This is a genomic window from Streptomyces virginiae, assembly GCF_000720455.1.
Lineage (GTDB): Bacteria > Actinomycetota > Actinomycetes > Streptomycetales > Streptomycetaceae > Streptomyces > Streptomyces virginiae.
In genome coordinates, this window is the sequence record NZ_JOAK01000005.1 from 144,213 (window position 1) to 157,163 (window position 12,951).

Consider the following 12,951-nt stretch of genomic DNA (forward strand, 5'->3'; position numbering starts at 1 on the left):
ATTCCTCTCTCGTGGGGTCAGGGCGTCATTTCGCAGCGCGGGGCGGCGGCCCCGCCGGCCGCCTCCTCGGCGCCGGCGAGCTGCCGCTCGACCTGGTCCCGTACGTCTGCGAGCCGGCCGATCAGGTCGTCCAGCTCGGCGAGCTTGCGCCGGTAGACGGCGAGCGAGGCGGGGCAGGAGTCCCCGGCCGGGTGACCGGCCCGCAGGCACTCCAGGAACGGCCGGGTCTCTTCCAGTTCGAAGCCGAAGTCCTGGAGGGTGCGGATCTCCCGCAGCAGCCGCAGGTCGTCCTCGTCGTAGGTCCGGTGGCCGTTGTCCGCACGCCGCGCGGGCAGCAGCCCGCGCGCCTCGTAGTACCTGAGCGTCCGGGTGCTGGTCCCGGCCCGTTTCGCCAGTTCGCCGATGCGCATGGCCCGACCGTATGCGTTGACGCCGACGTCAAGGCAAGGGGTGCGCAGGGCGGGGCCCTCGCCACCCCCGTATGCGAGGGCCCCACAGGAACCACGTACGGGAGGGGGTTCCGGTTCACATTCCGTGGAGGCCGTGTGTGGGGTCTTGCGTCGCGGGGACTTGGCTGGAACCGTACTCAGTACTGGATCTTCGAGTGCCCCGATTACCGGACAGTCGCCGGAAAACTCGCCAAAAGCCCGCTACTTCATAGGACGTTCCTACGAGGTATGGGCTTGTTTGTTTGGTCTGTAGGCGGCGCAGCCCGGCCACTTCTACGGTGTGCGGTGTGCACTCCAGCCCACCATTCAATGCCCCCGCCGCGCGGCGCCTGCGCGCGGCCCTGGGCATGGCTCCCGGACATGTCGCCTACGGCCTGCGGGCCCAGTACGGACTCGTCGTCACGCCCGAGACGGTGATGGCCTGGGAGCGCGGGGAGATATCACCGTCGTCCGCCGAGCTCACGGCGCTCGCGGGCGTCCTGTGGTGTGCGCCGGGCGAATTGCTCGCCGAGCCGGTCACGTTGCGGGAGCACCGGATGGCCCGCGGGCTGGGTGCGGACGAACTGGCCCGGCGGATCGGCCTGGAGACGAGCTCCTACCAGAAGATGGAGGACACCGGGCGCTGGAAGGGCAACGAGCGGCAGTCCGCCGCCCTCGCCACGGTGCTCGGGCTGACCCTGGCCCAGTTCGTGACGGCGACCGGCAAGCACGAGGAGCTGGCCGAGCTGCTGCGCAGCGCGGTCACCACGCGCTGGCAGGCGTACGTGAAGCCGCTGGGCAAGCTGCTGCCGATCCCCAAGCAGCACCTGGAGCGGGTGCTGGAGCAGCTGCACGGGGACTACCAGTCGCGGATGGTGGCGACGCTGAGCTGGGGCGGCCAGGGCGAGGCCGCCAGCGGGGACGCGGGCCGCGAGTTCCTCACGGGCATCGTGGACCGCTTCTGGCAGCTCGCGGGCGGCGCGGCCTAGGTCGTGTCCGCGCCGCCCGGAGCTACGGCAGTGGCGCGTCGACCACGGTGGCGGCGATGCCGCCGGCCGCCAGGTCGTGCCTGATCCGGTCGGCGGTCTTCGGGTCGCCCACGAGGACGGTGGGCGGGGCCGGGCACGAGGCGATCGCGGTCTTCAGGTGGCCCAGCGAAGCCTGGTACTCCTTCTCCTCGACGGCGACGGGTCCGCCGACCTTGACGTAGAAGACCTCGTACAGCCCGACCATGCCGCCCCCCTGCTTGGTGAGGATCTGGGCGAGGAAGGTCGACCTGAGGTTGAGGTAGGCGTCGTTGCTGTAGAGGGCGATCACCGGCGAGGTGGCCCCGCGCAGGTCGCGTTCGGTGAGGGCGGCGGCGGGCCGGGCGATGTCGGCGCTCCTGGCCTCGCCCCGGGTCCACTTGAGCATGGGGCTGTCGTACCAGGCCGAGGGGTGGCCCCAGCCGGAGGGCACGCCCCACTGGACGCCGCCGAACAGTGCCAGCGCCGCCGCCGCCGCGAGGCCGGAGCGCAGCAGCAGGTCCGCCCGGCGACGCAGCGCGGTTCCCGCAGTGCTCCCGGCGGCGGGCAGCATCAGCCCGGTGAGGCCGAGCGAAAGGAGGGCGATCACCAGCCCTGCGGCGGTCAGCTTCTCGAAGTAGTACGAGTAGTAGCCGATGGTGGCCTTCTGCCAGGCGCCGAAGACGCCGATCACCGTGGCCGCGCCGAGGACGACAGCCAGCACCATCCGGCCGGTGCCGGTCCGGCGGTTCACCGGGAGGGTGGCGACGACCAGCGCCAGCAGCCCGAGTCCGATGAAGACCGGTCGGTCGGGTATGACCATCGGGCCGGCCAGGTTCGAGGTCTTGGCGACGTCCAGCTTCGTGAGGACGGAGAAGACGCTGGGCAGTGCCGCCACGAGGGCGGCGCCGGCGAGTGCCGCGAGGACCGGGACCCAGCGTCCGGTGAACCGGCGCCGGTGGACGAGCAGCACCGCGGTCAGGGCGAGGCCGACGAGGGCGCCGTAGAGGTTGTAGACGTAGGTGACGGCGATCAGCCCGGCCATCGCGACGAGGACGAACTCGGCCCTGCCCGTCGCGGGGCGTACCAGCAGGGCGAGGGCCAGGGCCAGGAACAGCAGGCCGATGGTCTCGGAGTCGAAGCCGCGCTCGATCAGTTCCGCCATCGAGCCGGACATCATCACCGCGGCGACGGTGGCGCAGACCGCGGCCGCGCGCCAGCCGCGCAGGCGCGGGCCGCCGATCCAGCGGGCTGCCCAGACCAGTGCCCCGCAGAACAGCGCGTAGGCGGCGAGTACATAGAGGAAGTACCGGTTCGTCATGGCGAGGGCGGAGCCCGCCTGGGCCGAGGACGTCACCAGGGAGTCGATCCAGGCCAGCAGGAAGTGGGAGCCCTGGGGGTAGACCGCCTCGGACGGGGTCATCATGTACGTCCTGGCGGCGTCCTGGTGCAGGAAGGCGTAGCCGCCGACCTGCCGGATGCCGGTGAAGTACGAGAAGTGCCCCATCCGGTCCTCGGACGTGACGAAGTAGGCCAGCCGGTCGGCGGCGGACTTGCCGGCCACCGGGTGGTGGACGTAGTGCCAGACCACGGCCACGGTGGCGACGACCAGCGCGTCCGAGCCGCGCAGCCGCAGCGGGATGCGGGGTCGGCGGCGGGCCAGCCAGCCGGACACGGAGGCGGTCGTCAGCAGCAGGCCGGCCCCGGGCACGGGGGCCAGGCCCCACGGCCAGACGGAGAAGAGCAGGCCGAGGGCCATCACGGCGCCGCAGAGCAGGAAGGCGGAGACCACGAGGCGGTCGAGCAGCCCGCCGCCCACCCGGATCAGGGCGGCGATCGTCAGGATCAGGACGGGCAGGAGCAGTACGTCGAGGGCGACCGCGTGGAGCAGCAGCGGCACCGCCCAGGACGCGGCGAGGGCTGCGGCGAGGACGGAGGGACTCCGCCGTGGGGCGGGGCCGGTGACCACGGTTTCCGGTCTGGTCAGGACCGGTTCGGGGGTCAGGACGGCAGAGCTGGTCGCCACGGGAGTGGGTCACCTTTCCATCGAGTGCGTGCGAACGGAGGACGAGCCCCGGACATGCGGGCCCTACACGTGCACACGACTCAGCTGACCCATCCCCCCGCCGGAATGATATCCAGCGGGTCCGGAGCAATCGGCGGGGCCCGGAGCGGTGTGTCGGGGGGCCGTTCGGCGGGAAGGGAGGGACCGGAGTCCCGGCTCGGCGGGTGGGGCGGTGGGGCGGGCGGGTCCGGGCCGCGCGGGTCAGAAGACCGATTCGGCCTCGTACATGCGGCCCTCGGGGACCGTCTTCAGCTCGGTGACCGCGTGGGCGAGGGGGGCCATCACGATGTCGGTGCCGCGCAGGGCGGTCATGTTGCCGAATTCACCGCGGTGGACGGCCTCCACGGCGTGCCAGCCGAAGCGGGTCGCGAGGACGCGGTCGTAGGCGGTGGGGGTGCCGCCGCGCTGGACGTGGCCGAGGATGACCGGGCGGGCCTCCTTGCCCAGGCGGTGCTCCAGCTCGATGGCGAGGCGGTTGCCGATGCCGGCGAAGCGCTCGTGGCCGTAGGCGTCGATCGCGCCCTTCTCGTACGGCATGGAGCCCTCGGCCGGATGCGCGCCCTCGGCGACGCAGATCACAGCGAACTTCTTGCCGCGGGAGAAGCGTTCCTCCACCATCTTCACCAGGGCGTCCACCTCGAAGGGGCGTTCCGGCAGGCAGATCCCGTGCGCGCCGCCGGCCATGCCGGACTCCAGGGCGATCCAGCCCGCGTGCCGGCCCATGACCTCGACGACCATCACGCGCTGGTGCGACTCGGCGGTGGTCTTGAGGCGGTCGATGGCCTCGGTGGCGACCATGACGGCGGTGTCGAAGCCGAAGGTGCGGTCGGTGGAGGAGATGTCGTTGTCGATGGTCTTCGGTACGCCGACGACCGGCATCCCGGCGTCGGACAGCATCCGGGAGGCGGTCAGGGTGCCTTCGCCGCCGATCGGGATGAGGGCGTCGATGCCGTAGCGGGTGGCCAGCTCCTGCGCGTTCTCGGCGGCCTCGTGGAGCCGGGCCCGCTCCATGCGCGCCGAGCCGAGGATCGTGCCGCCGCGGGCGAGGATGCCGCTGACGGCGTTGATGTCGAGGGGGCGGAAGTGGCCGTCGAGGAGGCCCTTGAAGCCGTCCTCGAAGCCGATGACCTCGTCGCCGTGCCCGACCACGGCGCGGTGTACGACCGAACGGATGACAGCGTTGAGGCCCGGACAGTCGCCGCCCGCGGTGAGAACTCCGATACGCATCGTGCTGTGTCTCCTGCTCCTGGTCGCACCCGGCCGTGTGCGAGGGTGCCTGCGCCGGCCCGTACATATGTAGGGCGTATTGGTGCCGCCTGTCCGATTGTTCCATGCGCTCCGGGTGGGGCGCGCTCCGCGCCACTCGCCCCGGAGGGCCTTCCGACCCCCCGGACCAGGGCTTTGTTCCATCGGGCGCCCTATCCATTGACAGAGGTATTGTCAAGAGGGCAAGCCACCCCAACCGGGTCGATCGACCACACCAAGAGACGGAGAGCACGCGTGACGCGCAGCGTGTACGTGACCGGTATCGAGCGGGGGGACGGCCGACAGGTCGTCGAACTCGGGATCATGGAACTCCTGACCCGGCAGACGGGCCGGGTCGGCGTCTACCGACCGTTGCTCCACGACGCACCCGACCGCCTCTTCGACCTCCTCAAGGCCCGCTACCGGATCGACCAGGACGCCTCGACGGCCTACGGGATGGAGTACCGCGAGGCCTCGGCGATCCTGGCCGAGAAGGGCGCCGACGAGCTGGTCTCCCAGCTGGTCGACCGCTACCACCGGCTGGCCCGCGACTACGAGGTCGTGCTCGTCCTCGGCACCGACTACGCCGACACCAACCTCCCCGACGAGCTGGCGCTCAACGCCCGCCTCGCCAACGAGCTGGGCGCGGTCGTCGTCCCCGTCGTGGGCGGCACCAAGCACCCCGCAGAGACCGTGCGCGCCGAGGCCCGCAACGCCTACCGCGCGTACGAGAGCCTGGGCTGCCACGTCGTCGCGATGGTCGTCAACCGGGTGGCCGCGGAGGACCGCGACCTGATAGCCGAGCGGCTGGCGGCCCGCCTCCCCGTGCCCTGCTACGTGCTGCCGGACGACAAGTCGCTGTCCGCCCCGACCGTCGCCCAGATCACCCGGGCCCTCGGCGGCGAGGTGCTGCTCGGCGACGAGGCGGGCCTGGCCCGCGACGCCCTGGACTTCGTCTTCGGCGGCGCCATGCTGCCGAACTTCCTGAACGCCCTGACCCCCGGCTGCCTGGTCGTGACCCCCGGCGACCGCTCGGACCTCCTCGTCGGCGCGCTGGCCGCGCACACCTCGGGCACCCCGCCGATCGCCGGCGTCCTGCTCACCCTGAACGAGCGCCCGAGCAAGGACGTGCTGACGCTGGCCTCGAAGCTGGCGCCCGGCACGCCCGTGGTGTCGGTGGCCGGCAACAGCTTCCCGACCGCCGCCGAACTGTTCTCGCTGCAGAGCCGGTTGAACTCGGCGACCCCGCGCAAGCTGGAGACCGCCCTCGGCCTCTTCGAACGGCACGTGGACACCGGCGAGCTGCGCGGCCTGCTCTCGGTGGCCCGCTCCGAGCGCGTCACCCCGATGATGTTCGAGCACGAGCTGCTGGAGCGGGCCCGCTCCGAGCGCCGCCGCGTCGTGCTGCCCGAGGGCGCCGAGGAGCGCGTGCTGCGCGCCGCGGACGTGGTGCTGCGCCGGGGCGTCTGCGACCTGACCCTGCTGGGCGAGGAGCAGGCGATCCTGAAGAAGGCCGGCGACCTCGGCGTCGACATCTCGGGCGCGCAGCTCATCGACCCGGCGACCTCCCCGCTGCGGGAAGGTTTCGCCGAGTACTACGCGCAGGTCCGCGCCCACAAGGGCATGACCGTCGAGCTGGCCCACGACGTCGTCACCGACGTCAACTACTTCGGCACCCTGATGGTCCAGCGGGGCCTGGCCGACGGCATGGTCTCCGGCTCGGTGCACTCCACCGCCGCGACCATCCGCCCGGCCTTCGAGATCATCAAGACCAAGCCGGAGGCGTCCATCGTCTCCTCGGTCTTCTTCATGTGCCTGGCCGACCGGGTCCTCGTCTACGGCGACTGCGCGGTCAACCCGGACCCGAACGCCGAGCAACTCGCCGACATCGCCGTCCAGTCGGCCGCGACCGCCGCCGCCTTCGGCGTCGAGCCGCGGATCGCGATGCTCTCGTACTCGACCGGCACCTCCGGTTCGGGCGCGGACGTCGACAAGGTGCGCAAGGCCACCGAGATCGTCCGCGAGCAGCGCCCCGATCTGGCCGTCGAGGGCCCGATCCAGTACGACGCGGCCGTGGAGCCCTCGGTCGCCGCGACGAAGCTGCCGGGGTCGGAGGTGGCCGGCCGGGCGACGGTGCTGATCTTCCCCGACCTCAACACCGGCAACAACACGTACAAGGCCGTGCAGCGTTCGGCGGGCGCCGTCGCGGTCGGCCCGGTGCTCCAGGGTCTGCGCAAGCCGGTCAACGACCTCTCGCGCGGCGCGCTCGTCCAGGACATCGTCACCACCGTGGCCATCACCGCCATCCAGGCGCAGGGCGCGCCGGGTCCCGCCGCCACCGCCTGACCCCTTCCCCTCCCCCTCCCCTCCTCACCGCCCGCGACAAGGAAAGACCCGCACCGTGACCGCATCGCGCGTACTCGTCCTCAACTCCGGCTCCTCGTCCGTCAAGTACCAGCTCCTCGACATGGCGGACCGGTCGCGTCTGGCCGTCGGCCTGGTCGAGCGCATCGGCGAGGAGACCTCCCGGCTGGTGCACGAGCCGCTCGCCGGCCCGGCGGCGGCCGGCGGCAAGCGCGAGCGGACCGGCCCGATCGCGGACCACGAGGCCGCGCTGAAGGCCGTGGCCGCCGAGCTCGCCGCCGACGGGACGGGTCTGGACTCCCCCGAGCTGGCCGCGGTGGGGCACCGGGTGGTTCACGGCGGGACGAGGTTCACCCGGCCGACGGTGATCGACGACGAGGTGCTCACGGAGATCCGCAACCTGATCCCCCTGGCGCCGCTGCACAACCCGGCGAACGTCACGGGCATCGAGGTGGCGCGCTCGCTGCGCGCGGACATCCCCCAGATCGCCGTCTTCGACACCGCCTTCCACTCGACCATGCCGGAGTACGTGGCGCGGTACGCGATCGACGCCGCGACCGCGGACGCGTACTCCGTCCGGCGGTACGGCTTCCACGGCACCTCCCACGCCTACGTCTCCCGGGCGACGGCCGGCCTGCTCGGCCGGCCGGTGGAGGACGTGAACGTGATCGTGCTGCACCTGGGCAACGGCGCCTCCGCCTCGGCCGTGCGCGGCGGGGTCTGCGTGGAGACGTCCATGGGCATGACCCCGCTGGAGGGGCTGGTCATGGGCACCCGCTCGGGCGATCTCGACCCGGCGGTCGTCTTCCACCTGGCGCGGGTGGGCGGCCTCTCGGTGGATGAGATCGATTCGCTCCTGAACAAGAAGAGCGGTCTGCTGGGCATGTGCGGCGACAACGACATGCGCGAGGTGCTGCGGCGGGCGGGCGAGGGCGACGCGACGGCGCGCCTGGCCTTCGACGCGTACGTCCACCGGCTGAAGAAGTACATCGGGGCCTACTCGGCGGTGCTCGGGCGGGTGGACGCGGTGGCGTTCACGGCCGGGGTCGGCGAGAACGCCTACCAGGTCCGGGAGGCCGCGCTCGACGGCCTGGCCGAGCTGGGCCTGGCGCTGGATCTCGAAGCCAATGCGGCGCGTTCCCCGCAGCCGCGCCTGGTTTCGGCGGATTATGCCCGGGTGGCCGTGGCGGTGGTCCCGACGGATGAGGAACTGGAGATCGCCACCCAGGCGTACGCGCTGGTTACCCAGTAGTCACTTGGACTTTCCACCAGCCGGAATATTCCGCTGCGAAACAAACCGATAGGATCCAGTCATGCGCCGTTCCAAAATTGTCTGCACGCTGGGCCCCGCCGTCGACTCGTATGAGCAGCTGAAAGCGCTCATCGAGGCAGGTATGAACGTGGCCCGATTCAACTTCAGCCACGGGTCCCAGGCAGAACACCAGGAGCGGTACGACCGCGTCCGGCAGGTCTCCGAGGACACCGGGCGCGCCGTCGGCGTCCTCGCCGACCTCCAGGGCCCGAAGATCCGTCTGGAGACCTTCGCCGAGGGTCCGGTCGAGCTGGTGCGCGGTGACGAGTTCACCATCACCACCGAGGACGTCCCGGGCGACAAGTCCATCTGCGGCACCACTTACAAGGGCCTCCCGGGTGACGTCGCCAAGGGTGACCAGATCCTGATCAACGACGGCAACGTCGAGCTCCGGGTGACCGAGGTCGACGGCCCGCGGGTCAGGACCATCGTCATCGAGGGCGGTGTCATCTCGGACCACAAGGGCATCAACCTGCCGGGTGCCGCCGTGAACGTCCCCGCCCTGTCGGAGAAGGACGTCGACGACCTGCGCTTCGCCCTGCGGATGGGCTGCGACATGGTCGCCCTGTCCTTCGTCCGCGACGCCAACGACGTCAAGGACGTCCACAAGGTGATGGACGAGGAGGGCCGCCGGGTCCCCGTCATCGCCAAGGTGGAGAAGCCCCAGGCCGTCGAGAACATGGAGGCCGTGGTCGCCGCCTTCGACGCGGTCATGGTGGCCCGCGGCGACCTGGCCGTCGAGTACCCGCTCGAGAAGGTCCCGATGGTCCAGAAGCGGCTCATCGAGATGTGCCGCCGCAACGCCAAGCCGGTGATCGTCGCGACCCAGATGATGGAGTCGATGATCACCAACTCCCGCCCGACGCGCGCGGAGGCGTCCGACGTCGCCAACGCGATCCTCGACGGCGCGGACGCGGTCATGCTGTCGGCCGAGTCCTCGGTCGGCGCCTACCCGATCGAGACCGTCAAGACGATGTCGAAGATCGTCACGGCGGCCGAGGAGGAGCTCCTCTCCAAGGGCCTCCAGCCGCTGGTCCCGGGCAAGAAGCCGCGCACCCAGGGCGGCTCCGTCGCCCGCGCGGCGTGCGAGATCGCGGACTTCCTGGACGGCCAGGCGCTCATCGCCTTCACCCAGTCCGGCGACACCGCCCGCCGTCTGTCGCGCTACCGCGCCACGCAGCAGATCCTGGCCTTCACCACCGACGTCAACACCCGCAACCAGCTCACGCTGAGCTGGGGCGTCGAGTCGTACATCGTCCCGCACGTGGACACCACCGACGCGATGGTCGACCTGGTGGACGGCGAGCTGCTCAAGCTGGGCCGCTACAACGACGGCGACACCATGATCATCACGGCCGGCTCGCCCCCCGGCGTCCCGGGCACCACCAACATGGTCCGGGTCCACCACCTGGGCGGCGTCGCGCGCGACTGACGTCGCCGCGCCGCACCCGACTCTGCCGCACAGAGACCGAGGGCGGCACCCCGCAGTGATGCGGGGTGCCGCCCTCGGTGTGTACGGCGCTGCGGGGACTACTCCGGCGGGCCGATGTAGTTCTTCAGGCCCGGGACCGTGAGGGTCCCGCCGAACTGCGCCGCCTGGACGACCTTGACGTCCGTGAAGAAGGCGAACGGGACGTTCAGCGGCGGCGGGCTGTTCGGGGTGAACTCGATCGGGATCAGACCGAAGAGGTTCCCCTTGAGGCTCTCGGTGTACATCGTCACCGTGCCGCCGCGGATCTTGGACGTGGAGCCCGGACGGGACTTCAGGTGGGCGACGTTCCCGCCCTTGCCGACCGTCTGGTAGAGGTCCTTGATGTCCAGCGAGTCCGCCGTGAACTTCAGGACCTTCTTGACCTTGCCGCCGGCGGTCTTCACCTCGACGATGCCGTGGTAGTCCAGGCCGTAGAGGGTCAGCAGGGAGCTGTCGAGGTACCAGGGCTCGTCCGGCAGGAGCGGGATGCCCTGCTCCAGCTCGGCGTTGGCGAGGGCCTCGGCGTCGTAGGTCGGGCAGGGGAAGGGCTCCTTCCCGTCCGGGTCCTTCTTCGCCCCGTCCTTGTCGGCGTCGTCCTTGTCGGCCTTGTCCTCGTCGCCCTCGTTCTCGGGCGTCTCGTCCTTGGGCTGCTTGACGGTGTCCTTGACCGCGTCGGGCAGTTCCTCGACCTTGGCACCCGCCTGCTTGGCGGCGTCCCGGATCGCCTCGGCGGCCGGGTCCGGAGCCGGGGTGGTCGGCTTGGCCGTCGTGGACGGCGTGGCCGTGGGCGTCGGGGTCGCCTTGGTGTCCTTGAGCGGCTGGCCGAGACCGTCGACGAGGTCCTTGAGCTTGTCGCCGACGCCCAGCGGGTCCAGCGGGTTCGCGGACTTGGTCGGCGCCGGCGTGGTGGCCGCCGGGGCCGGGGCGTTCGCCGACGGGGACTTGGCCGCCTCCGGGGAGGCGCTCGCCTTCGGCTTCGCGGCGGTGGACGGTGCGGGGGACGCGCTCGGCGAGGCGCTCGGCGAGGCCGTCGTCGAGGGCTTGGGGGACGGGGACTTCGACTCGGTCTCCGCCGGCTCGTCGGACCGCGTCACGCACGGGCCGGGCGCGAAGGGGATCTCCTTGTCGTCGGCCACGGCCAGTTTGGGCGCCATGCCCATCCCGACGAACACGGCCGTCGGCATCGCCGCCAGCGCCATGGTCTTGCCGACGGGTATCTGGATCTTGTTCAGCAGCGACTTCCTGGGCGCCGCGTGGCGCGGGCCCTTCCTCTCACGGGACTCTGCGCCCGGGGCCACTGCCCGCTGCGTCTCGTCACCCCGCACTGTTCCTCCCGCCATCGGCGTGGGCAGTCGTCTCGCTCGCGTTTGCCGTCTCCGTCTCACGGGGTCCCGGGATGCCCGGGGCACCCGCCATCGCCTCCGACTTGGCCAGGGCGACCGCGGCCGGCGGCTGGTCCGCCGGCTCCTCGTCCACCGGCTGTCCGGGGGCCCAGGACAGCGCCAGGGCGCCGCCGATGAGGGAGCAGATGAAGCCCATCCCGAATCCGCCGAGGTTGGAGACCGGCAGGGACACCAGCGCCAGCAGGATCGAGGCGACGCCGGCGAAGACACGGATGGTCTGCTGGAACCAGAGGGCCAGGCCCAGCGTGATGAGCAGTACACCGATGATCAGTGCGCCCGCGCCGCCGGTGGTGGCCATGGCGAGACTGACGTTGCCCAACCGGAGGTCCGCATACGGGAAGTACGCGATCGGGAAGCCACCGAGGAGCGTGAACAGCCCGGCCCAGAAGGGACGGCGACCGCGCCAGGCGCGGAAGTGGTAGTACACCACGGTGAGCCAGGCGTCGTCTTCTGCGCGAACGTAAACCGGGGCCTGGGGGTTCATGGACAACAGCTCCCTGGAAACGGTGGTACGGAGAACTCTGTGGAGCCCGGACGGGCGGGCGGCAACGGCCGCCGACGCCCGCCCGTCCGGTCATTCACCAGGACCGGATCAGTCCTTGATGTCCTGGTAGCACGGCTGGTCGCCACCGAGCAGACGCAGCTTCAGGTCGGGCAGCTTGAACGTGCCGGCCGTGGTCGCCCACGCCTTCTGGCGCACGTTGGTCAGGATCGCCTTGTCGGCGCGCTGCGAGAACGCGTACGGGCTGCTGACCGTGCCGGCCTGCGGCTTGGTCTTGTGGTTCGGGTCGCCGACCGCGACACCGATGTCCAGGTTCTTGAACTCGGCGTCGGTGTCGAGCTCCGCAACATCCAGGTAGATGTTGTCGGCGACGGCCGGCTTGCCCTTGTGGCCGGTGCGCAGCTGCAGCGTGATGTTGCCCAGCGGCGTCGGGGTCACCAGCGACTGGCACATGTTGGTGATCTCGGCGTGGCTGAACCCGGAGATCGTCACCGGGTGGTGCTGCGCATTGCCCTTGAGGTCGTGCCCCTCGGCGATGCCGCCGTACTGGATGAGGTTGTCACCGTCGAGCTTGTCGGCCGAGACCTTGAAGTCCTGGCCGGAGACGCTGAAGGACGCCGCGAGGGCACCCTGCGCCAGACCCACACCGACCGCGGCCGTGGCCGCGATGCTCGGCACCATGACGAGCGCGAAGCGCTTCCATCTGGTCCCGCCACGAACCTGAGAACTCATTTCGTTCCTCCTTCTCGGACGTACATCTCCGGTCCGGGCCGTGCCCGTCCTGGGATGGGAGAAGTGCTACGTCCTCGGGAAGGAGCGCAGGCGGCCGGGCCGCGGCCGTGCCACGTCCGATACACCGGCGTTCACCCCCGAGCGACAACCACTGGGCCACGCGTTCGCGCAACCTGGAGGACAGGCCCCGCCGTGTGGCAGAGACCCCCCTGTCCCACGGCCGGTGCCACTGCCACCGGCCGGCCCGGTGGGGACCCTCCACCGCGGCTCCGAGTGAGCGGCTCTGCGGGAAGGACCGAGCGTCGCCGATCGTGGTCCATTCCCGGCCGGGGCACAAGGGGGTTCGTTACTGGCGGGTAACGGCCAGATAACCTGAATGCTGCCGGTAACCGTCCGTCGGCAACGCAGGGTGCCACCAGGGGCCA

Annotated in this window: 10 protein-coding genes; 4 read left to right on the forward strand and 6 right to left on the reverse strand. The window is 71.0% G+C overall.

Annotation, left to right across the window (positions count from 1 at the left end; all coding sequences use genetic code 11):
• Positions 1 to 17: 17 nt before the first annotated feature.
• A complete protein-coding gene (locus IG86_RS0110330; RefSeq protein WP_030826724.1) occupies positions 18 to 410 on the reverse strand; it encodes a MerR family transcriptional regulator in 393 nt (130 codons plus the stop codon).
• 386 nt (positions 411 to 796) lie between these two features.
• Between IG86_RS0110330 and IG86_RS0110335 the strand changes: the two genes are divergently transcribed.
• Complete coding sequence (locus IG86_RS0110335) at positions 797 to 1,417, forward strand: helix-turn-helix domain-containing protein (RefSeq protein WP_078905873.1); 621 nt, start codon at positions 797 to 799, stop codon at positions 1,415 to 1,417.
• 22 nt (positions 1,418 to 1,439) lie between these two features.
• Here IG86_RS0110335 and IG86_RS0110340 read toward each other — a convergent pair whose 3' ends face one another.
• Positions 1,440 to 3,458: a hypothetical protein gene (locus IG86_RS0110340; RefSeq protein WP_030896430.1), complete on the reverse strand. Its 2,019-nt coding sequence runs from the start codon at positions 3,456 to 3,458 to the stop codon at positions 1,440 to 1,442.
• A 240-nt stretch (positions 3,459 to 3,698) separates the two neighbouring features.
• Positions 3,699 to 4,724 carry an ATP-dependent 6-phosphofructokinase gene (locus IG86_RS0110345; RefSeq protein WP_030896432.1) on the reverse strand — a complete coding sequence of 342 codons (1,026 nt, stop codon included), beginning with the start codon at positions 4,722 to 4,724 and terminating at the stop codon, positions 3,699 to 3,701.
• Between the two features lie 273 nt (positions 4,725 to 4,997).
• Here IG86_RS0110345 and pta point away from each other — a divergent pair, with 273 nt between their 5' ends.
• From pta to pyk, 3 genes are all read left to right on the forward strand, one after another.
• Complete coding sequence (gene pta / locus IG86_RS0110350; protein ID WP_030896435.1) at positions 4,998 to 7,088, forward strand: phosphate acetyltransferase; 2,091 nt, start codon at positions 4,998 to 5,000, stop codon at positions 7,086 to 7,088.
• Positions 7,089 to 7,143: 55 nt separating this feature from the next.
• Positions 7,144 to 8,358 (forward strand): acetate kinase, encoded by a 1,215-nt coding sequence (locus IG86_RS0110355; protein ID WP_030896437.1) that lies wholly within the window; start codon positions 7,144 to 7,146, stop codon positions 8,356 to 8,358.
• Between the two features lie 61 nt (positions 8,359 to 8,419).
• Positions 8,420 to 9,850: a pyruvate kinase gene (gene pyk, locus IG86_RS0110360; RefSeq protein ID WP_030826741.1), complete on the forward strand. Its 1,431-nt coding sequence runs from the start codon at positions 8,420 to 8,422 to the stop codon at positions 9,848 to 9,850.
• A 98-nt stretch (positions 9,851 to 9,948) separates the two neighbouring features.
• Here the strand turns inward: pyk and IG86_RS0110365 are convergent, their stop codons facing one another.
• From IG86_RS0110365 to IG86_RS0110375, 3 genes are all read right to left on the reverse strand, one after another.
• Positions 9,949 to 11,214, reverse strand: a complete 1,266-nt coding sequence (locus IG86_RS0110365; protein ID WP_030896439.1) for a hypothetical protein — start codon at positions 11,212 to 11,214, stop codon at positions 9,949 to 9,951.
• Positions 11,204 to 11,776, reverse strand: a complete 573-nt coding sequence (locus IG86_RS0110370) for a DUF6114 domain-containing protein (protein ID WP_030826747.1) — start codon at positions 11,774 to 11,776, stop codon at positions 11,204 to 11,206. The genes IG86_RS0110365 and IG86_RS0110370 overlap by 11 nt, the downstream gene beginning before the upstream one ends.
• Positions 11,777 to 11,884: 108 nt before the next feature.
• Positions 11,885 to 12,526, reverse strand: a complete 642-nt coding sequence (locus IG86_RS0110375; protein WP_030826750.1) for a DUF6230 family protein — start codon at positions 12,524 to 12,526, stop codon at positions 11,885 to 11,887.
• Between the last annotated feature and the right edge of the window lie 425 nt (positions 12,527 to 12,951).